Source organism: Streptomyces flavusporus (genome assembly GCF_046267975.1).
GTDB classification, from domain to species: domain Bacteria; phylum Actinomycetota; class Actinomycetes; order Streptomycetales; family Streptomycetaceae; genus Streptomyces; species Streptomyces flavusporus.
Map to the genome: position 1 here is coordinate 3,341,402 of NZ_CP176503.1, position 21,242 is coordinate 3,362,643.

At 70.5% G+C, this 21,242-nt stretch carries 19 protein-coding genes; 10 read left to right on the forward strand and 9 right to left on the reverse strand.

Annotation, left to right across the window (positions count from 1 at the left end; all coding sequences use genetic code 11):
* Nucleotides 1–11: 11 nt before the first annotated feature.
* Complete coding sequence (locus ACKTSN_RS15735) at nucleotides 12–1,376, forward strand: FtsW/RodA/SpoVE family cell cycle protein (protein WP_409469720.1); 1,365 nt, start codon at nucleotides 12–14, stop codon at nucleotides 1,374–1,376.
* The gene (locus ACKTSN_RS15740) at nucleotides 1,373–2,830 is read left to right on the forward strand and encodes a penicillin-binding transpeptidase domain-containing protein (protein ID WP_409469721.1); all 1,458 of its coding nucleotides are present in this window, start codon (nucleotides 1,373–1,375) and stop codon (nucleotides 2,828–2,830) included. The genes ACKTSN_RS15735 and ACKTSN_RS15740 overlap by 4 nt, the downstream gene beginning before the upstream one ends.
* A gap of 7 nt (nucleotides 2,831–2,837) precedes the next feature.
* Here ACKTSN_RS15740 and ACKTSN_RS15745 read toward each other — a convergent pair whose 3' ends face one another.
* Nucleotides 2,838–3,947, reverse strand: a complete 1,110-nt coding sequence (locus ACKTSN_RS15745; protein WP_409469722.1) for a ferritin-like domain-containing protein — start codon at nucleotides 3,945–3,947, stop codon at nucleotides 2,838–2,840.
* 89 nt (nucleotides 3,948–4,036) lie between these two features.
* On the opposite strand from ACKTSN_RS15745, the gene ACKTSN_RS15750 reads away from it, so the two are divergent.
* The 4 genes from ACKTSN_RS15750 (at nucleotide 4,037) to ACKTSN_RS15765 (ending at nucleotide 7,433) form a co-directional block, all read left to right on the forward strand.
* Complete coding sequence (locus ACKTSN_RS15750; RefSeq protein WP_409469723.1) at nucleotides 4,037–4,975, forward strand: AurF N-oxygenase family protein; 939 nt, start codon at nucleotides 4,037–4,039, stop codon at nucleotides 4,973–4,975.
* Nucleotides 4,976–5,178: 203 nt separating this feature from the next.
* Nucleotides 5,179–5,829 (forward strand): TetR/AcrR family transcriptional regulator, encoded by a 651-nt coding sequence (locus ACKTSN_RS15755; protein ID WP_409469724.1) that lies wholly within the window; start codon nucleotides 5,179–5,181, stop codon nucleotides 5,827–5,829.
* Nucleotides 5,830–5,877: 48 nt separating this feature from the next.
* On the forward strand, nucleotides 5,878–6,186 hold the full coding sequence (locus tag ACKTSN_RS15760; RefSeq protein ID WP_409469725.1) for a hypothetical protein: 309 nt from the start codon (nucleotides 5,878–5,880) through the stop codon (nucleotides 6,184–6,186).
* Between the two features lie 101 nt (nucleotides 6,187–6,287).
* Entirely contained in the window at nucleotides 6,288–7,433 is a 1,146-nt protein-coding gene (locus ACKTSN_RS15765) for a C40 family peptidase (protein WP_409469726.1), read from the forward strand.
* Here the strand turns inward: ACKTSN_RS15765 and ACKTSN_RS15770 are convergent.
* The 5 genes from ACKTSN_RS15770 to ACKTSN_RS15790 are packed head-to-tail and all read right to left on the reverse strand — an operon-like array spanning nucleotide 7,397 to nucleotide 13,153.
* Nucleotides 7,397–8,659, reverse strand: coding sequence for a styrene monooxygenase/indole monooxygenase family protein (locus ACKTSN_RS15770; protein WP_409469727.1), 1,263 nt, complete (start codon nucleotides 8,657–8,659; stop codon nucleotides 7,397–7,399). The genes ACKTSN_RS15765 and ACKTSN_RS15770 overlap by 37 nt on opposite strands.
* A 25-nt stretch (nucleotides 8,660–8,684) precedes the next feature.
* On the reverse strand, nucleotides 8,685–9,323 hold the full coding sequence (locus ACKTSN_RS15775) for a GTP-binding protein (protein ID WP_409469728.1): 639 nt from the start codon (nucleotides 9,321–9,323) through the stop codon (nucleotides 8,685–8,687).
* A complete protein-coding gene (locus ACKTSN_RS15780) occupies nucleotides 9,304–9,717 on the reverse strand; it encodes a DUF742 domain-containing protein (protein ID WP_224739770.1) in 414 nt (137 codons plus the stop codon). The genes ACKTSN_RS15775 and ACKTSN_RS15780 overlap by 20 nt, the downstream gene beginning before the upstream one ends.
* Complete coding sequence (locus ACKTSN_RS15785) at nucleotides 9,714–10,217, reverse strand: roadblock/LC7 domain-containing protein (RefSeq protein ID WP_409469729.1); 504 nt, start codon at nucleotides 10,215–10,217, stop codon at nucleotides 9,714–9,716. The genes ACKTSN_RS15780 and ACKTSN_RS15785 overlap by 4 nt, the downstream gene beginning before the upstream one ends.
* A complete protein-coding gene (locus ACKTSN_RS15790; RefSeq protein ID WP_409469730.1) occupies nucleotides 10,214–13,153 on the reverse strand; it encodes a sensor histidine kinase in 2,940 nt (979 codons plus the stop codon). The genes ACKTSN_RS15785 and ACKTSN_RS15790 overlap by 4 nt, the downstream gene beginning before the upstream one ends.
* A 362-nt stretch (nucleotides 13,154–13,515) precedes the next feature.
* Here ACKTSN_RS15790 and ACKTSN_RS15795 point away from each other — a divergent pair, with 362 nt between their 5' ends.
* On the forward strand, nucleotides 13,516–14,304 hold the full coding sequence (locus tag ACKTSN_RS15795; protein WP_409469731.1) for a protein phosphatase 2C domain-containing protein: 789 nt from the start codon (nucleotides 13,516–13,518) through the stop codon (nucleotides 14,302–14,304).
* Between the two features lie 4 nt (nucleotides 14,305–14,308).
* Here ACKTSN_RS15795 and ACKTSN_RS15800 read toward each other — a convergent pair whose 3' ends face one another.
* The 3 genes from ACKTSN_RS15800 to lon all read right to left on the reverse strand — a co-directional run bounded on the left by ACKTSN_RS15800 (nucleotide 14,309) and on the right by lon (nucleotide 18,117).
* On the reverse strand, nucleotides 14,309–14,800 hold the full coding sequence (locus ACKTSN_RS15800; RefSeq protein ID WP_409469732.1) for a MarR family winged helix-turn-helix transcriptional regulator: 492 nt from the start codon (nucleotides 14,798–14,800) through the stop codon (nucleotides 14,309–14,311).
* A 236-nt stretch (nucleotides 14,801–15,036) separates the two neighbouring features.
* Entirely contained in the window at nucleotides 15,037–15,486 is a 450-nt protein-coding gene (locus ACKTSN_RS15805; RefSeq protein ID WP_409469733.1) for a hypothetical protein, read from the reverse strand.
* Nucleotides 15,487–15,693: 207 nt separating this feature from the next.
* A complete protein-coding gene (lon, locus tag ACKTSN_RS15810; protein WP_409469734.1) occupies nucleotides 15,694–18,117 on the reverse strand; it encodes an endopeptidase La in 2,424 nt (807 codons plus the stop codon).
* Between the two features lie 207 nt (nucleotides 18,118–18,324).
* On the opposite strand from lon, the gene ACKTSN_RS15815 reads away from it, so the two are divergent.
* From ACKTSN_RS15815 to ACKTSN_RS15825, 3 genes are all read left to right on the forward strand, one after another.
* Entirely contained in the window at nucleotides 18,325–19,002 is a 678-nt protein-coding gene (locus tag ACKTSN_RS15815; RefSeq protein WP_409469735.1) for a spermidine synthase, read from the forward strand.
* Between the two features lie 113 nt (nucleotides 19,003–19,115).
* Nucleotides 19,116–19,856 (forward strand): response regulator transcription factor, encoded by a 741-nt coding sequence (locus ACKTSN_RS15820; RefSeq protein ID WP_129800686.1) that lies wholly within the window; start codon nucleotides 19,116–19,118, stop codon nucleotides 19,854–19,856.
* Complete coding sequence (locus ACKTSN_RS15825; RefSeq protein ID WP_409469736.1) at nucleotides 19,853–20,962, forward strand: sensor histidine kinase; 1,110 nt, start codon at nucleotides 19,853–19,855, stop codon at nucleotides 20,960–20,962. Before ACKTSN_RS15820 ends, ACKTSN_RS15825 begins: the two co-directional genes overlap by 4 nt.
* The last annotated feature ends 280 nt before the right edge of the window (nucleotides 20,963–21,242 follow it).

Below are 21,242 nucleotides of genomic sequence, written 5' to 3' on the forward strand. Positions count from 1 at the left end.
AAGTTCCGGGCATGACGAAGGCCGGAACCGGAACCACCGTGGCAGCGGACGCACCCGCTCCCGCGCTCCGCATCCCCCGCCGCCGTGGCATCGAACTCGCCCTCATCGTCCTGGCGGTACTCCTCTCGGTGTACGGCTACTGCGCTGTCGGCCTCGCCCGGCACGGCGCCGTCCCGCCCGGCGCCGTGGGCTACGGCGCCGGGCTCGGCGTCCTCGCGCTGCTCGCCCACCTGACGGTCCGTCTCCGCGCCCCGTACGCCGATCCGCTGCTGCTGCCCATCGGTGTCCTGCTCAACGGCCTCGGCCTGGTGCTGATCTACCGGCTGGACCTGCAGACGCCGGGTGACCGGGCGGCCCCCGCCCAGCTCGTCTGGTCGACCCTCGGGGTGGCCCTGTTCATCGTGGTCGTCGCCGCACTGCGCGACCACCGGGTCCTGCAGCGCTACGCGTACGTCTGTGTCGCCGCCGCCCTGGTCCTGCTCACCCTGCCGATCCTGTTCCCGCCCGTGAACGGCGCCCGGATCTGGATCCGGATCGCCGGATTCTCCATCCAGCCGGGCGAGTTCGCGAAGGTGCTGCTGGCGGTGTTCTTCGCCGCGTACCTGGCGGCGAACCGCAGCGCGCTGGCGTACGCGGGCCGCCGCATCTGGCGGTTGCAGTTTCCCACCGGCCGGGTCCTCGGGCCGGTCGTCGCCATCTGGCTGCTGAGCGTCTGCGTCCTGATCCTCGAACGCGACCTGGGCACCTCGCTGCTCTTCTTCGGCCTGTTCGTGGTCATGCTGTACGTCGCGACCGGCCGCACCGGCTGGATCGCGGTCGGTCTGCTGCTCGCGACGCTGGGCGCGGTCGCCGTCGGCCGGATGGAACCCCATGTGGCCGCCCGGATCCACGACTGGCTGCACCCGTTCGCGTCGATCGACGCCGGCCGGGGCCCGGGCCAGCTCGCGCAGTCCCTGTTCGCCTTCGCGGCGGGCGGGATGCTCGGCACGGGCCTCGGGCTCGGCCACTCCCCCCTGATCGGCTTCGCCGTCAAGTCGGACTTCATCCTGGCCACGGCGGGCGAGGAACTCGGCCTGCTGGGGCTGACCGCGATCTTCCTGCTCTACGCCCTGCTCGTCGAGCGTGGCTACCGGGCCGGCCTCGCCCTGCGCGACCCCTTCGGCCGACTGCTCGCGGTGGGGCTCGCGTCGATCGTGGCGCTCCAGGTGTTCGTCATCGCGGGCGGGGTGACGGGCCTGATCCCGCTGACCGGCATGGCGATGCCGTTCCTGGCGCAGGGCGGCTCCTCGGTGGTCACCAACTGGGCGATCGTGGCGCTGCTGATCCGGGTGAGCGACTCGGCCCGCAGACAGTACGACGGGCGGGTCGCCCCGTGACCCGGCACATCAGGCACGCCGCCGCCTTCTGCGCCCTGCTGCTCGTCGCCCTGCTGCTCAACGCGTCCCGCATCCAGGTCGTCCAGGCCCCGGCGTACGACGACAACCCCGCCAACCGCCGTCAGAGCATCGCCCGTTACGGCCAGCCGCGCGGCGACATCCTGGTCGGCGACCGGCCGGTCACCGGTTCCAAGGACACCGGCGAGCAGCTCCGCTACGAACGCACCTACGCGAACGGCCCGTTGTACGCCCCCGTCACCGGCTTCGCCTCACAGGAGTACGGCACGTCGTTCCTGGAGCACGCCGAGGACAGCACCCTGTCCGGCACCGACCCTATGCTCTCGCCGTTCCCCCTGTGGTCCGACCTCACCCGGGCGCAGAACCCGGGCGGTGACGTCATCACCACGCTCAACGCGGCGGCGCAGCAGGCGGCGTACAGGGGGCTGGGCACACGCACGGGTGCGGTGGCGGCGCTGGAACCGGCGACGGGACGGATCCTGGCGCTGGTCTCCACTCCGTCGTACGACCCGGAGTCGCTGTCGGGGAACGGCCCGTCGGTGACCCGTTCCTGGCTCGGGCTCAATGAGGACCCCGCCAGGCCGATGCTGAACCGGGCGGTGCGGCAGACGTATCCGCCGGGCTCGACCTTCAAGGTGGTCACCGCGGCGGCGGCACTGGACGCCGGCGTGATCAGGCACGTCGACCGGCCCACCCGCTCGCCCGACCCGTACACCCTGCCCGGTACCACCACGCCACTGCGCAACGCGGCCCAGGGCTGCCGAAACGCCTCACTGCGGGTGGCCTTCGGGCGGTCCTGCAACACGGTGTTCGCGAAGCTGGGCGTGGACGTGGGCGTGACCGGCATGGCGGCGACCGCCCAGGCGTTCGGCTTCAACGACACGGGGCTGCGGATCCCGTATCCGGTCTCCCCGAGCAGCTTCGACACCGAGGTCGACCGGGCGCAGCTGGCCCTGTCGTCCATCGGGCAGTACAACACGCGGGCCACGCCGTTGCAGATGGCGATGGTCTCGGCGGCCGTGGCCAACCGCGGGCAGCTGCGGGAGCCGTACCTCGTGGAGCGCACGACCACGAACCGGGGTGCGACGGTGTCCACGGCCGGCGCCCGCCCGGTCCGCCAGGCGATGCTCCCGTCCACCGCGGCCCGGCTGCGGGAGCTGATGCGGGGCGTGGTGGAGGACGGCACCGGCACCAACGCCGCGATCCCCGGCGCGACGGTCGGCGGCAAGACCGGCACCGCCCAGCACGGCATCGGCAACACCGGTATGCCGTACGCCTGGTTCGTGTCCTGGGCGCAGGCCGAGGACGAACTGGAGCCGAGGGTCGCGGTCGCCGTGGTGGTGGAGGACGCGGCGGCGCACCGGGGGCACATCAGCGGAGCCGGGGTGGCGGCGCCGATCGCCCGGGCGGTGATGGCGGCGGTGCTCGGGTCGTGAGAAGCCGTCAGTCGGGGCAGGCGCCCGCTTCGATCGCCTCCGTCACCTCCGCGACCCGCTCCTGTTCCTCGGCCGCGAAGCGCTCGGCGTCGAGCCGGTCCGCGATCTCCTCGTCCTGGGCCATCAGCAGGTCGAGGTTGGAGTCACCCATCTCGAGGACGCCCATGTCGACATAGGCCTGCTGGAGGCGTTTGCCCCACAGGCCGATGTCCCTGACACAGGGGACGATGCGGCTGAAGAGCAGCTTGCGGAAGAGGGCGAGAAACTCGGACCGCTCGGTGTACTCCTCGGCCTCCGCCTTCGGGATGCCGAAGTTCTCCAGCACCTCCACGCCCCGCAGCCGGTCGCGCATCAGGTAGCAGCCCTCGATGACGAACTCCTCGCGTTCGCGCAGTTCGGCGTCGCTGAGCTGCCTGTAGTAGTCCCGCAGGGCCATCCGGCCGAAGGCCACATGCCGGGCCTCGTCCTGCATGACGTACGCAAGGATCTGCTTCGGCAGCGGTTTGTTCGTGGTGTCCCTGATCATGCCGAAGGCGGCCAGGGCGAGGCCCTCGATCAGCACCTGCATGCCGAGGTAGGGCATGTCCCAGCGGCTGTCGCGCAGGGTGTCGCCGAGCAGGGACCGGAGGTTGTCGTTGATCGGGTAGAGCATCCCGATCTTCTCGTGCAGGAAGCGCCCGTAGATCTCCGCGTGCCGGGCCTCGTCCATGGTCTGCGTCGCCGAGTAGAACTTGGCGTCCAGGTCGGGAACGGACTCGACGATCCGCGCCGCGCAGATCATCGCGCCCTGCTCGCCGTGCAGGAACTGGCTGAACTGCCAGGCGGAGTAGTGCCGCCGCAGTTCACCCCGGTCCTTGTCGGTGAGCTTCGCCCAGTGCTTCGTGCCGTACAGCGAGAGCGCCTCGTCGGGGGTGCCGAGCGGGTCGTACGGATCGACCTCCAGATCCCAGTCGATCCGCTTCTGCCCGTCCCACTGCTTGTCCTTGCCCTTCTGGTACAGGGCCAGAAGACGGTCGCGGCCGTCGTCGTACTCCCAGCTGAACCGGGCCGCACCGGTGGCGGGCACCGACCAGAGGGGGGCTCCGGGGTCCATGGCGTACTGGTCGAAGGTCGGCATGCTGCGCAGGTTCACACGTAGTAGACGCGGGGTCAACAAGTCGCGCGCAGGGGATTGACGGGCTTGCTGACAAGCAGTCTCATAACGGCATGACATCCCTCACCGAAACCGACGCGCTCGAAGGGCTGCGCGACGCGCTCGGCCTGCTCAAGGACCGCGAGCAGGTGGCCGAGCGGCTGCTCGACTCCTCGGCCAAGCACTCCTTCGACCCGGACAAGGAACTCGACTGGGACGCGCCCTTCGAGGAGGGCAAGTGGTTCTGGCCGCCGGAGCTGGTGTCGCTGTACGACACGCCGATGTGGCAGCGGATGAGCGAGGAGCAGCGGATCCGGCTCTCCCAGCACGAGGCCGCCGCGCTCGCCTCGCTCGGCATCTGGTTCGAGCTCATCCTGATGCAGCTGCTGGTCCGGCACATCTACGACAAGGCGGCGACGAGCGCACACGTCCGCTACGCCCTCACCGAGATCGAGGACGAGTGCCGGCACTCCAAGATGTTCGCCCGGCTCATAGCGCACGGTGAGACGCCCTGGTACCCGGTGAGCCGCACCCACCAGCAGCTCGGCCGCCTCTTCAAGACCATCTCCACCACGCCCGGTTCCTTCACCGCGACCCTGCTCGGTGAGGAGGTCCTCGACTGGATGCAGCGGCTGACCTTCCCGGACGAGCGCGTGCAGCCACTGATCCGGGGCGTGACACGCATCCATGTCGTCGAGGAGGCCCGCCACGTCCGCTACGCCCGCGAGGAACTGCGCCGCCAGATGGTGACCGCCCCCAAGTGGTCCCAGGAGTTCACCCGCATCACCTCCGGCGAGTTCGCCCGCGTCTTCTCGGTCGCCTTCATCAACCCCGAGGTCTACACGAACGTGGGCCTGGACAAGCGCGAGGCAATGGCCCAGGTCAAGGCAAGCGCCCACCGCCGCGAGATCATGCAGACGGGCGCGAAGCGCCTGACGGACTTCCTGGACGACATCGGAGTGCTACGGGGAGTCGGCCGCCACCTGTGGAAGTCGTCCGGACTCCTGGCCTGAGCTGCGGGCAGTCGTGCCTCCCCCAGTGCCTTAAGGGCCTGGGGGGACCCCCAGGGCGGCACGGGTGGGCGATGGGGGTCCCCCCGCTCGAGCGAAGCCGAGAGTGGGGGAGGCACCCCGCCGGCGCCGGGCTGCGCACCCACCCCCGCGCCGCCCCCAACGCCGAGTGCCCTTTCAAACGCCGGCACGATTACGCTGCGGTCATGGCCCCGACCACCCCCGCCTACCGCCGCCTGAGCGTAGAGGAACGCCGCACCCAACTCCTGACCGCCGCCCTCACCCTCTTCGCCAACCGCGCCCCCGAGGACGTCTCCCTCGACGACGTGGCGGAGGCAGCCGGGGTCTCCCGCCCCCTGGTGTACCGCTACTTCCCGGGCGGCAAGCAACAGCTGTACGAGGCGGCCCTGCGCTCCGCCGCCGAGGAACTCGAGCAGTGCTTCGACGAGCCGAGACAGGGCCCGCTCCTCCCCCGCCTGCGCCGCGCCCTGGACCGCTATCTCGCCTTCGTCGACCAGCACGACGCCGGCTTCAGCGCCCTCCTCCAGGGCGGCAGCGTCGTCGAGACGTCCCGCACGACCGCCATCGTGGACGGCGTACGACGGGCCGCGGCCGATCACATCCTCCGCCACCTGGACATCACGGAACCAACCCCCCGACTGCGGATGACCGTGCGCATGTGGATCACCGCCGTGGAGGCGGCCTCGCTGATCTGGCTCGACGAGAACAAGCAGCCGCCCGTCGACGAGCTGCGGGACTGGCTGGTGGAGCAGTTCGTCGCGGTGCTCTCGGTGACCGCCGCCCGCGACCCCCAGACCGCCTCGGTCGTACAGGCCCTCGCCTCGACGGACGCCTGAGCGGACATGTGAAGCGGACACCCGAGGCGGATACCTGAGACTGGTCCCGTGAAGAGCGAAGACACCCCCTTCGAGGGCGGACCCATGGACGGCCGCGTCCTGCCCGTGCTCCTCGGGCTCACCGGGCACCCGCCCAAGACGTACCGCATCCCCGTGCCGGACCCGCACGGCGGCCCGCCCACCGTGCTGGTCTACCGCCGTGTGCCGCGGGGACACGGCCGGCTCACGCAGCACTGGAAGTACGTCCACGACCCCAGCGGCGACCAGGGCGGCAGCCGCCTCACATGGCCGTGGTCCAAACCGGACGCCAAGCCCGACGCCACGCCGGGCGGCAAGCCGGACGACGCCGACGGGTGACCTGACTACGCCATCCCGCGCACACCCGGCGAGCGCCCCGCGCGGACCCGGGGATGCTCGCGGTGCGGAGCGGAGACGCTGCCCGCACCGGAGGTGATGATGTGCCAGGAAGACTCCTGCGTCTGGTGTGTACGGCGACCGTGGCGGCCCACGCCGTACTCGCCGCCGTACCCGCGGCCGCCGCACCGCAGCCGCCCGCACCCGGGAAGCGAACCGTGGCCGAGCTGCTGACGGACCTTCGGCGGCTGTACCGGGAGGCCGAGCGGGCCACCGAGGCCCACAACGCCACCGAGGAGAAGCTGAAGAAACAGCGCGCCGAGGTCCGCCGGTTGGACACCGCGCTGGCCCGCGCCCGGCTCGCCCTGCAGGACAGCCGGAGCTCCGCCGGACGGCTGGCCCGGCAGCAGTACCAGGGCAGCACCGACATCTCCCCGTACGTGCGGCTGCTGCTCGCCCGCGATCCGCAGCGCGCGCTCGAGCAGGGGCATGTGATCGGCCAGTTGGCCCGGGAACGGGCCAAGACGGTGGCCGAGCTGACCGGCAGCGAGCGTAAGGCCGACGGGCTGGCCCGCAAGGCCCGCACGGCCCTCGATCGCCAACTCACCCTCACCGCACGGCAGAAGAAGCAGCGGGACGAGGTGCGCAAGCGGCTCGACGCGGTGGAGGAAATGCTCGCCTCGCTCAGCGCCGAGCAGCTGGCGGCGCTCGCCGAGTTCGAGAAGAACGGGATCGCCAAGGCGCAGAAGGAGTTCATGGCGTCCGGCGCCCTCAGCAGTGCACAGAAGCCGACCCAGGAGGGCAACCGGGCCCTGCGCTACGCCGTGCGCCAGCTGGGGAAGCCCTACGAGTGGGGTGCGGAGGGGCCGAAGTCGTACGACTGTTCAGGACTGACCTCGCAGGCCTGGGCGAGTGCCGGGACGCCGATCCCGCGGACCAGCCAGGAGCAGTGGGCGCGTCTGAAGCGCATCCCGATGAGCGCGCTGCGGCCCGGGGACCTGGTGGTGTACTTCCCGGAGGCCACGCATGTGGCGATGTACCTCGGCGACGGGATGGTGGTCCAGGCGCCGCGGCCGGGCGCGAAGGTCAAGGTCTCACCGATCGCGGCCAACCCGATCCTGGGGGCCGTCCGGCCCGACCCCGACGGGGAGCCCTTGCGGCGGTACGCGCCGCCGAAGCTCCCCAAGGGGGCCATGGACGGGTCGGACGAGGGCTACGCCTCGGCCGCGCCGCCGACCTCGGCGAGGTAGGCGGCCGTCTTCTCCGGCTCGTAGAAGAAGTTCTCGAAGTCCGCCGGGTCGTTGAAGCCGTTGGCGAAGCGGTCGGCGACGGGCTGGAGCTGTCCGGCGGCGCCGATGAGGCCCAGGATGTGCTCCGGCGGCGGGGCCAGCATGGCGTTCGTCCACTTGGTGACGTGCTGGGCGGTGTCCCAGTAGCGGTCGAAGGTCTGCCGCATCCACGCCTCGTCGAACTCCTTGTCCCCGTGCTCGAGGATCGAGGCGAGGTAGGAGGCGGCGCACTTGGACGCCGAGTTGGAGCCCTGGCCGGTGATCGGGTCGTTGGCGACGACCACGTCGGCGACGCCGAGCACCAGACCGCCGCCGGGCAGGCGGCCTACGGGGTTGCGCACGGTGGGGGCGAAGCGGCCGGAGAGCGTGCCGTTCGCGTCGGTCAGTTCCACCTTGGTGGCCCGCGCGTACTCCCAGGGGACGAACTTCTCCATGAGTTCCAGGGTCAGGGAGAGGTGCTCCGCCGGGTCCTTGACGCCGTTGAAGACGTCCAGCGGGCCGCCGGGTATGCCTTCCCAGAGCAGGATGTCGGCGCGGCCGGAGGTGGTGAGGGTCGACATGACGAACAGCTCACCGACGCCGGGCACCAGGTTGCAGCGGACCGCGTCGAACTCCGGGTGCTCCGGGCGCGGGCCCAGGCCGTGCACGTAGGCGACGGCGAGGGCACGCTGCGGCTCGCTGTACGGGGACCTCTCCGGGTCGCGGCCGAACATGGACACCAGCTCACCCTTGCCCGCGGAGACGAGGACCAGGTCGTACGTACGGGAGAAGTAGTCGAGGTCGCCGACCGCCGCGCCGTGGATGACCAGCTGGCCGCCGCGCTGGGCGAAGGTCTCCATCCAGCCGGCCATCTTCACCCGCTGGTCGACCGACTGCGCATACCCGTCGAGGGTGCCCACCCAGTCGATCGCCCGCTGCGTCGGGCCCGGGTCGTGCGAGCCGGGGGCCGCGACCGAGACACCGAGTCCTTCGATCTTCGGGGCCTGGGACTCCCAGAAGTTCAGCTGGAGATCGCGCTCGTGCTGGAGGGCCGTGTGGAACATGCACTGCGTCGACATGACCCGGCCGGTGCGGATCTCGTCCGCCGTCCGATTGGACATCAGGGTGACCTCGTACCCGTGGGACTGCAGGCCGAGAGCGAGCTGGAGTCCGGACTGGCCGGCTCCGACGACGAGTATCTTCCGCATGCGGCTGGTGACTCCTAAGTCGGTTCTACTCGGGGGTTTCGTCGAGCGCGTGGCCCACCAGGGCCAGGAGGGTCTCGATCACCGAGATCCGGCGCCGCGCATCCATGATCATGACAGGTATGTGGCGCGGGATCGTCAGCGCCTCCCGCACGTCCTCCGACTCGAACAGCTCGCTGCCGTCGAAGTGGTTGACCGCGACGATGTACGGCAGTCCGCAGCTCTCGAAGTAGTCGAGCGCCGGGAAGCAGTCCTTCAGCCGGCGGGTGTCGGCCAGCACCACGGCACCGATCGCGCCGCGCACCAGGTCGTCCCACATGAACCAGAACCGCTGCTGGCCCGGCGTGCCGAACAGGTAGAGCACCAGGTCGTCGTCGAGCGTGATGCGGCCGAAGTCCATGGCCACGGTGGTGGTCAGCTTGCCGGGCGTGGCGGTGAGGTCGTCGGTCTCCTCACTGGCCTCGGTCATCAGCGCCTCCGTCTGGAGCGGCGTGATCTCCGAGACCGAGGTGACCAGAGTGGTCTTGCCCACGCCGAAGCCGCCCGCCACGACGATCTTCGTGGCGATGGGGGCACGGGTGGGGTCCGTCTGCCAGGCCTTGAGGTTGTCGTCGGGCTCGACGAGGGGGGAGACGCCACGGGCGGCGTCAGAGACGACGGAGTCCACTCAGCACCCTTTCCAGCAGAGCGCGGTCCGGCCGGCCCGTGCCGTGACCGGTTCCGTACACACGGATCTTTCCCTGGTCCGCGAGATCGCTCAGCAGCACGCGGACCACGCCGAGCGGCATCTTCAGCAGCGCGGCGATCTCGGCCACCGTGCGCATCCGGCGGCACAGTTCGACGATGGCCCGCATCTCCGGCATCACCCGGGTGGTGAGGGAACCATTCGTCAGTTCCTTGCGTTCCTCAGGCGCTTCGAGGGCGGCTGTGCTGGCCACGAACGTCTCGACCAGCAGCACATGCCCGAAGCGGGTACGGCCGCCGGTCAGCGAGTAGGGGCGCACACGGGCGGGCTTGCGGTCCCCGCCGCGCACGGGAAGCTTTTTGGGCGTACTGCTCATCGGGCACTCCCCGTAGGTTCGGACTCCAGGGATTTTCGAAGCTCGCTGCGGAGTTCGGGCGTCAGGACGTGACCGGCACGGCCGACGAACAACGCCATGTGGTACGCCACGACGCTCATGTCGCAGTCCGCGGAGCCGTGCACGCCGAGCAGCGAACCGTCGCTGATCGACATCACGAACAGGCTGCCCTCGTCCATCGTGACCATCGTGTGCTTCACGCCGCCGAAGTCCAGCAGCTTGGCTGCGCCGATGGTGAGGCTGCCGATGCCGGAGACGATGGTGGCGAGGTCGGCGGAGGAGCCGCGCGGACCGGTGGGCCGGCCCTCCCGGGGCCGGCGCGCCGCCTCGTTCCGGCCGGGGTCGGAGGAGAGCAGCAGCAGACCGTCGGAGGAGACCACTGCGACCGACAGGATGCCGGGCACCTCCTCGACGAGGTTGGTCAGCAGCCAGTGCAGATTGCGGGCCTCACTGCTCAGTCCGAAGGTACTGGGAGCGGTCAACTGCTTGCCTCCTCGACGGTGCCCCCCGTGGCTTCTTCGGCATGTGCGTGTGCGCTGGGTGTCCGGGACGCTGTGTCCGGCGTCGTCGTCTCGGCCGTGTGTTCGGCGATTTCCGCCTCGACGTCCCGGCGACCGGCCTCCGCTCCCCGGCGGAAGCCGCCCAGCCGGCGGCGCAGTGCCTCGGCGTCGACGGATCCGCTGCGTGGCCGGGGCGCCGAAACGGGCGCGGTGATCTTCGGGGTGCGCTTGGGCAACCCCTTGTCGGTGACGGGCTCGTCTCCCTCGTCGGGGGTGCGCTCGTGGGTGTCGGGGCCGATGGAATAGGGGTCGGCGGGGGGCGCGTCCGTACGGTGCGCGTCCGCGGGCCGGGGCTCGGTGGGGCGGGCCTCGGGGGCGTACGGGTCGTCGGGGTGCGCGTCCGCGGGGTGTACTGCCGTGGCCGGTTCCGCGGGCGTGGGCTCCGGGAGGAGGAGTTCCATCGTGGTCTCGGCGGGGGCTTCGGGCGCGGGCGCGCTCTCGTGCGGCTCCGCGGTCTCCCGTACGGCCTCGTCCGCCTCCTCGGCCTCCCGTACGGCCTCGTCGGCCTCCGCGGTCTCCCGTACGGCCTCGGTGGACTCGTCGGTCGCCCCGGTCTCCTCGGGCTCGTGCGCCTGCTCCCCTACCGACTCCTCCGGCTCCGCGTCCCGCGCCTGTACGGCCTTCTCCGCCAGCGCGACCAGCGGGTCACCGCTGTCCGAGCGACCGTGCAGGACGTTGGAGTTGGCCTCCGCGTCGGCGCCCGGCAGGGAGAACGTGTGCGTACCGGCGGCCGCCGGTGTGACCGTCGGGACCGCGGACTGCGGGGCCTGCGCGAGGAGCCCCTGGGGCAGTACGACGACGGCCGCGACCCCGCCCTGCTTCTGCGCGCGCAGCTGCACCCGCACCCCGTGCCGCTGGGCGAGCCGGGCGACGACGTACAGACCGAGCCCGAGCCCGTCCTCGCCCTCCTGGTCGTACGTGGCCTCGGGGTCGAAGTCGGCGAGGCGGGCGTTGAGGCGGCTCATCCGCTCGTCGGTCATGCCGATGCCCTCGTCCTGGACGGAGAGCATGACCTCGCCGTTCTCCAGGAGCCAGCCGGAAACCTCGACGGGCATATCGGGCGGGGAGAACGCGGTGGCGTTCTCCATGAGTTCGGCCAGCAGGTGCGAAAGGTCGTCCGCGGCGAACCCGGCGATGTGCGCGTGCGGCGGCAGCGCGGCGATCCGGACCCGCTCGTACCGCTCGATCTCGCTGACCGCGGCACGCACCACGTCGACCATCGGGACGGGCCCGGCGTGCTGCTGGATGTGCTCGGCACCGGCCAGGACGAGCAGGTTCTCGCTGTGCCGGCGCATGACGGTGGCGAAGTGGTCGAGCTTGAACAGGGTGGCGAGCCGGTCGGGGTCCTGCTCACGCTCCTCCAGGCCCTCGATGACGCCGAGCTGCCGCTCGACCAGGCCGAGGGTGCGCAGCGCGAGGTTGACGAAGGTGCCGCCGATGCTCTCGCGCAGCCGCTGCAGCCGGCCGGCGGCCTCGTCGAGTTCGGCGCGCAGTTCCTCGCGGGCGTCGGCCGTCTTCTGCCGCTGGCCGATGAGGTGCTTGCGGTCGGACTCGAGGGTGGTGACGCGCTCGTGCAGGGCCACGGCCTGCGCGTGCAGGGCGTTGACGGAGCGGACGACCTGGGCGAACTCGTCGTTGCGGCCGGTGAACTTCACCGGCTCTTCGGCGGCCGGGTCCTCGGCGCCGGCCAGCCGGGCCGAGCCGATCCGCAGGACGGCGAGCGGGCGGGTGAGGCTGCGGGCCAGGCCGGTGGCGACACCGACGGCGAGGAGTATCAGGACGCCGAGGATCGCGATGCGGATCTCCAGCTCGGTGACATCGTCGTCGCGCAGCGCCTCGAGGTCCTCGATGCGGCGCTCGTAGAGGGCGGACTCGACGCCGCGCATGGTGTCGACGCGGGCGGAGAGGGCGGCGTCCAGTTTGCCGACGCTGGTGGCGAGTTCGCGGTCGGAGAGGGTGGGCTGGTCGGTGAGGGCGGCGAGGTACTGGTCGGCGGCGTTGACCTCGGGGCCGGTGACCGTGGAGTCGTAGGAGGTGCGGGCGGACTTGGTCGCGGTGTCGTGGAAGTCGGCGAGGGCGGCGTCGGAGCGCAGCCGGGCCTGCAGGGCGGCGGCGGTGAGGGCGGCGCGCTGTTTGGTGTCGGCGTCCGAGGAGACGACGGTCTCGGTCGGCAGGCCGGTGACGGGGTCGATGACCGTCTGGGTGGTGCGCGGCACGTTGAGGGCGGCGAGGAGCAGTCCGCGGGTGGCGGCGGCCTGCTGGACAGCGGTGTCGAGCTCGGCGAGGGCGTACGCGCCGGAGCCCGCGCGGGGCGGGAACTGTTCGGCCAGTTCCTCGGCGAGCCGGTGGAGTTCGCCGATGGCGTCGGAGTAGGCCTCGTGCGCTTCGAGAGCGGTGCTCTTTCCGGTGAGCGCCGCTCTGCGTACGGCCGCGATGCCATCGAGGTCCGCCCGCAGCGAGGCGGGGGTGTCGGTGTTCGCGCGCAGCTCCTCGACCTGCCGGTCGACCCGGGCGCTGCGCTGCTCGGAGGGCGCCTTGGACTTGGGGCGGCCGGCCGCGACGTAGGAGGTGACCTCATCGCGTTCGTCGGCAAGGGAATGGGCCAGGACGAGGGCGTCCCGGGTCTGCCCGGCCAGCGTCACCAGGTCCTGGCTGTCGCTCAGCTGCCCGGAGGCGGCGATGACCGAGGGGGCGCCGGCCCCGGCGATGGCGGCGGCCACGACGGCCACGGCCACGATCAGCCGGTTGCGTACGTGGGTCGGGCGGCCCCTGCCGACAGGGGTGCGCTCCGCGCCCCCTTCGGAGGCCGTCTGCTTGCCTGTGCGCCGAGGCCTCTTCTTCTGCACCGGTGCTCGCATTCCTGACTCGTGTACCCATGGGCCCGGGCGACGCTCCGTCAACTGGTGTGCACACCCGGTGCGGTTCCGGTCCCCGACCCTCCCAGTGCCGGTGGTCAGTGGTCGCCCATCACCTGACCCGCCACCCGAAGGAGTGAACATCGGAGGGGAGTTGACGGGCAAGTTCCTCCGGCGTGTGCGACAGCCCCGCACGGCAGGCCGGTTGGACGTGAGCGGCGGGCTTTGGCACTATTCGCCGCCACGTCTTCCCGGAGTCCGCCATTCCACCCCAAACCCGGCGCCTGACCTGCGACGCTACGGCGATCCGGCGACCGATGGCACCCTTTCGCGGACCTTGTGAAGGGCTCGTGCAGACTGGCCGGATGCGCACAGAACTGGTTTCGGAGCCGGCTGATCCGGCCCGCCCCAACGAGGACTTCGCCAGTGTCGGACTTCCCGCCTGCGGACAGGGCGGTTCGCTCGTGGTGCTGGACGGAGTGACCCCGCCGAGGAGCGGGACGGGCTGTCTGCATTCCGTTCACTGGTACACCGCCCGGCTCGGCGGGGCGCTGACCGAATTGACCGTTTCACTCTCGGATGTCCCCCTGCCCGACGCCCTGGCCCGCGCCATAGCGCGTACCGCCGAGTCCCACGCCGAAACCTGTGACCTTTCTCACCCTCGCACTCCACAGGCGACCGTGGCCCTCGCCCGCTGGTCCCCGGCGACCGTCGAGTATCTGGTCCTCGCCGACTCGGCCCTCCTCGTCGAGTCCCCCGACGGCACGGTCACGCCGTACCTCGACGACCGCCTGGCCCGCCTCCCCCGCGCGAGCCTGGCCACCGACGCCCTGGTCGACGCCACCGTCCGCAACAAGGAGGGCGGCTTCTTCACGGCCGCCGCGGATCCCTCGGTGGCCGCACGGGCGGTGACCGGGGTCCTGCCGCGCAGCGAGGTCCGCGCCCTGGCGGCACTGACGGACGGGGCGACCCGGTGGACGGAGAAGTTCCGGGAGGGCGACTGGACGGACCTCTTCACCTTCGTACGCAAGAAGGGGGCGCAGGCGCTGATCGACCGCGTCCGCACCCTCGAAGCCGCCGACCGCGAGGAGCGGACGTATCTGGGCCGCAGCAAGACCCACGACGACGCGACGGCCGTCTACGCGGAGCTCTGACGGGCTACTTCTCCATCCCGGTGTTCAACTGGTGCAACAGCCGGGCGAGTTCGGCCACCTCGCGGTGGTCCCAGTGGGCGAGCTTGCTGACGTACCGCGCCCGGCGGGCCTCCCGGACCCGCTGCACCCGCGTCCGCCCCTCATCGGTGAGGTGCACCAGCCAGGCGCGGCCGTCCGCCGGATCGGGTTCGCGGGCCACCAGCCCCAGCTCCTCGAGGGCGCGCAGCTGACGGGACATGGTGGCCTTGCCGACGCCGATGTACGCCGCGAGCTCGGTGGCCCGCTGCGCGCCGCACTCGTCCAGCCGTACGAGGAGTCCGTACGCGGCCGACTCCAGGTCCGGATGGACCTCGCGGGCCATCTCGCCCTGGTTGGCGCGGGCCCGCCGCAGGAACACGGTCAGCTCGCGTTCCAGGGCCAGGAACTCCTGGTCCACACCAGTCGGCGACGCGCCGCTTCCGCCGCGATGTCCGTCGCCGTTTCCGTCCACGTGCACGTCAGTCCCCTGATCCGGTTTCCCGATCCTGAAAGTTCCTGCCAGCCACCGGCCATTGCCGCAGCTCTCTCAGTATTTCGCAGGCGTAGACCAACGGCAGTGTCCGGAGCCCTTTCCCCTCGGTCAGGTCGACGACGCACTGCCGCTGCCCCGCCGGTGGAGGACCGGCAGGGCAGCGAGTCGGTGCGGTTCGGTTCGCGGCGCGGTTCTGTCAGGATCAGCCGACGTCGCCGCCGTTACCAGCGGTGATCGTTCCTGTCCTTCCAGTCGTGATCGTTCCTGTCCTTCCAGTCGTGATCGTTCCTGTCCTTCCAGTCGCGATCGTGCCTGTCCTTCCAGTCGCGATCGTTCCTGTCCTTCCAGTCATGATCGCGGTCGTCATTCCAGTGGTGGTCGCGGTCGTCATTCCACCAGTGGTGGTCGTGGTGCTTGTGCCACTTGCAGTGCTTGTGCCACTCCCCGAACTTGTGGTGCTTGTGCCACTTGCAGTGCCAGTACTTGTGCCCGTGGTCGCCATGCGTGGCGACCGTGCTCACGGTCGGCGATTCGGGCATCGAGGACGCCGAGGCCGCGCTCGCCGGGAGGATGATCCCTCCGGCGGCCACCACGCCCGAAGCCGCGATGGTCGCGACACGGATTCCGCGCTTCTGGCGGATTTCCTGCTTGTTTTCCTTGGTGCGAGTCACAGATTCCTCCTGCTTCGGAGGGGCCTTTTCGTTTTCCGGCGTTTCCGGTAAGGCCGCACTTCAAGTAGGCCGGAACGGCATAAAAAGGTCATGTTACGAAGATTCGTGACTTGACACTACAAGGGGTAAAGGTGGTTAATACGCACTCATGGCAAAGGCCCGGGCCTCCCTCACGGGACCCGGGCCTTGCCCATCCGGTCACGTCCGTCACGCCGCGACCGGAACCTCCGGCTCCGCGCCGTTCGTGGCCGGCGACAGGGCCAGTTCGAGGACCTGGCGGACGTCGGTGACGGCGTGGACGTCGAGCTTGTCCAGCACCTCGGCCGGGACGTCGTCCAGGTCGGGCTCGTTGCGCTTGGGGATGATCACGGTGGTGACGCCCGCACGGTGCGCGGCGAGCAGCTTCTGCTTCACGCCGCCGATCGGCAGGACGCGGCCGGTCAGCGAGACCTCGCCGGTCATCGCCACGTCCGTACGGACCAGGCGGCCGGACAGGAGTGACGCCAGTGCCGTCGTCATCGTGATGCCCGCGCTCGGGCCGTCCTTCGGCACCGCACCCGCCGGGAAGTGGATGTGCACTCCCCGGTCCTTCAGGTCGGCGACCGGGAGTTCCAGCTCGGCGCCGTGGCTGCGCAGGAAGCTCAGCGCGATCTGCGCCGACTCCTTCATCACGTCACCCAGCTGTCCGGTCAGCGTCAGGCCCGCCGCGCCCGTCTCCGGGTCGGACAGCGACGCCTCGACGTACAGCACGTCACCGCCCGCCCCCGTGACCGCCAGGCCTGTCGCCACGCCCGGTACCGCCGTGCGCCGTTCGGCCGGGTCCTGGGCCGACTCGGGTACGTGGTGCGGTCGTCCGATCAGACCCCGCAGGTCACCGTCCCCGATCGTGAACGGCAGCTTCCGCTCGCCCAGTTCGTGCTGTGCCGCAACCTTGCGCAGCAGCCGTGCGATGGACCGCTCGAGGTTGCGGACGCCCGCCTCGCGCGTGTACTCGCCGGCGAGCTTGCGCAGCGCGCCCTCGTCGATGACGACCTCGTCCTTGTCCAGGCCGGCCCGCTCCAGCTGGCGCGGGAGCAGGTGGTCACGGGCGATGACGATCTTCTCGTCCTCGGTGTAGCCGTCGAGCCGGACCAGCTCCATACGGTCGAGCAGGGCCTCCGGGATGGCCTCCAGGACGTTGGCGGTGGCGAGGAAGACGATGTCGGACAGGTCGAGTTCGACTTCCAGGTAGTGGTCGCGGAAGGTGTGGTTCTGCGCCGGGTCGAGCACTTCGAGGAGCGCCGCGGCCGGGTCGCCGCGGAAGTCGGAGCCGACCTTGTCGATCTCGTCCAGGAGCACGACCGGGTTCATCGACCCGGCCTCCTTGATGGCGCGGACGACACGGCCGGGCAGCGCACCGACGTACGTACGCCGGTGACCGCGGATCTCGGCCTCGTCGCGGACACCGCCGAGGGCGACGCGGACGAACTTGCGGCCCATGGCGTGGGCGACGGACTCGCCGAGACTCGTCTTGCCGACGCCGGGCGGCCCGACGAGCGCGAGCACGGCACCTCCGCGCCGCCCGCCGACGACACCCAGGCCCCGGTCCGTACGGCGCTTGCGCACCGCCAGGTATTCGGTGATCCGCTCCTTCACGTCCTCCAGGCCCGCGTGCTCGGCGTCCAGGATCGTCTTGGCGCCCTGGATGTCGTACGCGTCCTCGGTCCGCTCGTTCCACGGCAGTTCGAGCACCGTGTCGAGCCAGGTCCGGATCCACGAGCCCTCCGGCGACTGGTCGCTGGACCGCTCCAGCTTGTCGACCTCCTTGAGGGCGGCCTCGCGGACCTTCTCGGGCAGGTCGGCGGCCTCGACGCGGGCGCGGTAGTCGTCGGACTCCTCGCCGTCCTTCTCGCCGTTCAGCTCGCGCAGTTCCTTGCGTACGGCTTCCAGTTGCCGGCGCAGCAGGAACTCGCGCTGCTGCTTGTCGACGCCCTCCTGGACGTCCTTGGCGATGGTTTCGGCGACGTCCTGCTCGGCGAGGTGGTCGCGCAGTTGCTGGGTGGCGAGCTTCAGCCGGTCGACGGGGTCGCCGGTCTCCAGCAGCTCGATCTTCTGATCGAGGGTCAGGAAGGGCGAGTACCCCGAGTTGTCGGCCAGGGCGGACACGTCGTCGATGGCCTGCACACGGTCGACGACCTGCCATGCGCCGCGCTTCTTCAGCCAGGCGGTGGCGAGGGCCTTGTACTCCTTGACCAGTTCGGTGACGTGCCCGGGCAGCGGCTCCGGGACGCTCTCGTCGACCCTGGTCCCCTCGACCCACAGCGCGGCACCCGGCCCGGTCGTCCCGGCGCCGATCCGCACCCTCCCCCGCCCCCGGATCAGGGCACCGGGGTCACCGTCGGCGAGCCGCCCGACCTGTTCGACGGTGCCGAGCACACCGGTGCTCGCGTATGTCCCGTCGATCCGGGGCACCAGCAGGACCTTGGGCTTTCCGGGCTCGGACCGGGCAGCGGCCTGGGCGGCCTCCACCGCGGCCCGCACATCGGCGTCGCTCAGGTCCAGCGGGACCACCATCCCGGGCAGCACGACCTCGCCGTCGAGCGGCAGCACGGGCAGAGTGAGCGGTGTGAACGCCGTTGACTCAGCAGCCATGATCTCCCCTTAGGCAGTCAAGTTGAGCTATGCCGACTCAATGCGCGGGAGCCGCCGAATGTTCCCCTGGCCCCGTTCGCTCTGAGCGATCACTCCCCGGCCGCTGCCGGACCCCTTCGCCACCTCTGTGTCAACACCGCCGGGAGCCGAGCCACTCCCATCCGTTATTCCGTCAACATGCCGTCAGAGAAGTGCCAGGATGGGCAGATGGCCACCACCTACGACATCCCCGAAGTCCTGGACCGTCGTGAGGGCCCCTCGGGCGAGGTCGTGCTGCGCCGGCACGGCACCCTGCTGCAGATCATCGTCAACGGCTGTTTCCTGATGGACACCTCCGACGGACGATCGGAGCGACGGCTGGTCGACGCGGCGCTGAACGCCCTGGACAGGAGGGCGGCGCCCGCTGTGCTGATCGGCGGACTCGGCGTCGGATTCTCGCTCGCACACGCTGCCGCGAACCCCCGCTGGGGCCGGATCACGGTGGTCGAGCGCGAGCGTGCCGTCATCGACTGGCACCGCGACGGACCGCTCGCCGAGCTGTCCCGAGAGGCCCTCGCCGACAGCCGTACGGAGATCGTCGAAGCGGATCTGATCGACTTCGTCAATGAGACTTCCGCCACGTTCGACGCGCTGTGCCTGGACATCGACAACGGGCCCGGATGGACCGTCACGGAGGGGAACGACGGGCTGTACTCCGCGGCCGGACTGGCAAGCTGCGCAAGGGTGTTGAGACCCGGCGGCGTGCTCGCCGTGTGGTCGGCGCAGCCCTCCCCGGAATTTGAAGGATCCTTGCGGAATGCCGGTTTCCGGTATGTGCGTACCGAAGAGATCCCCGTTGCCCGAGGCGTTCCGGACGCCGTGCATCTCGGCGTACGACCTGGATAGCCGAGCTGCGGTGACTCCCCGTACGCTGCATCCCTGACGCCGATCATTCAAGCGTCAATCGCAGTCATGGGATCACCCCACGGATTCCGGAAAGCACACTTCAGGGGCGGGCGATGGAGCAGACACACACCTCCCACAACGGCACGGCGGCGACCACCCCGGGCGCACAGCGCCGGGTGCTGGTGGTCGAGGACGATGCGACGATCGTCGACGCCATCGCGGCCCGCCTGCGCGCCGAGGGATTTCTCGTACAGACGGCCAGTGACGGCCCGGCCGCCGTCGACACCGCCGAGGCCTGGCAGCCCGACCTGCTGATTCTCGACATCATGCTGCCGGGCTTCGACGGTCTGGAGGTCTGCCGGCGGGTGCAGGCCCAGCGGCCGGTGCCGGTACTGATGCTCACCGCGCGCGACGACGAGACCGACATGCTGGTGGGTCTCGGCGTCGGCGCCGACGACTACATGACCAAGCCGTTCTCGATCCGGGAGCTGGCCGCGCGCGTGCATGTGCTGCTGCGCCGGGTCGAGCGGGCCGCGGTCGCGGCCGCCACTCCGCGCACCGGCATCCTGCGCCTGGGCGAGCTGGAGATCGACCACGCACAGCGCCGGGTCCGGGTGCGCAGCGAGGACGTGCATCTGACGCCCACCGAGTTCGACCTGCTGGTCTGCCTGGCGAACACGCCGCGCGCGGTGCTCTCGCGTGAGCAGCTGCTGGCCGAGGTGTGGGACTGGGCGGACGCCTCCGGCACCCGTACCGTCGACAGTCACATCAAGGCGCTGCGGCGGAAGATCGGCGCCGAGCGGATCCGCACGGTGCACGGCGTGGGCTACGCCCTGGAGACACCGACGCCATGAGCGAGGGGCGGCCGGCCGCACGGAGGAGCCCCGGGGAGCCCTGGGGCGGCGTACGCCCGTTCTCGATCAAGACCAAGCTGGGTGCGCTGGTCGTCATCTCGGTGCTGATCACCACCGGGCTGCTGATGATCGCGGTGCGCACCGAGACCGAGCTGCGCTTCATCACGGTCTTCTCGATGATCGCCACCCTGCTGATCACGCAGTTCGTGGCCCATTCGCTCACCGCACCGCTGGACGAGATGAACGCGGTGGCCCGCTCCATCTCGCACGGCAACTACACCCGCCGGGTCCGTGAGAACCGGCGGGACGAGCTGGGCGACCTGGCCGTCACGATCAACCGTATGGCCGACGACCTGGAGGCCCAGGACAACCAGCGCAAGGAGCTGGTCGCCAACGTCTCGCACGAGCTGCGCACACCGATCGCCGGGTTGCGCGCGGTCCTGGAGAACATCGTGGACGGCGTCACGGAGGCCGACCCGGAGACCATGCGGACGGCCCTGAAGCAGACGGAGCGGCTGGGGCGTCTCGTGGAGACGCTCCTCGACCTGTCGCGTCTGGACAACGGCGTCGTACCGCTGAAGATGCGGCGGTTCGAGGTGTGGCCGTATCTGTCCGGGGTGCTGAAGGAGGCCAACATGGTCGCCTCCGCGCGCGCGGGCATCGCCTCCGGCTCCGGCGGTCACACACGTACGGACGTCCATCTGCACCTCGACGTGTCCCCGCCGGAGCTGACCGCGCACGCCGACCCGGAGCGGATCCACCAGGTCGTCGCCAACCTGATCGACAACGCGGTCAAGCACAGCCCGCCGCACGGCCGGGTCACGGTGAAGGCGCGGCGCGGGGCGCTGCCCCAGTCGCTGGAGCTCGAGATCCTGGACGAGGGTCCGGGCATTCCGCGGTCGGAGTGGCACCGGGTCTTCGAGCGGTTCAACCGGGGTGCCGTCAGCCGGCCGCACGGTCCGGGCAGCGACGGCGGCACGGGCCTCGGCCTGGCGATCGCCCGCTGGGCGGTGGATCTGCACGGCGGCAAGATCGGCGTGGCCGAATCCGAGCGTGGTTGCCGGATCCTTATCACCCTTCCGGGACTGCCATCCGTGCCAAGTTGACGTAAAGTTCGAAGCGGAGCCACAAGATCCACGGGCGTCCGCGCTGCAGGACACGTGTGATCAGGCGAAGGCCCGCGTCTCGTATGCGCCGGGTCCGGGTCAACGCATCCCTTTCACACCGGAACCACGCTTGTTTCCCGCCATTTCCATCCCCGAAACACGTGCTCAGATGTGACTTACGCGACGATGAACGGGCCCGGTCTGACCTTCTCGGTCATGGAGGCGTAGCCTTGATTCCCGCTGTCCATCACCTTGTGAAGCGGAAGAGGGCGGTTGCCGC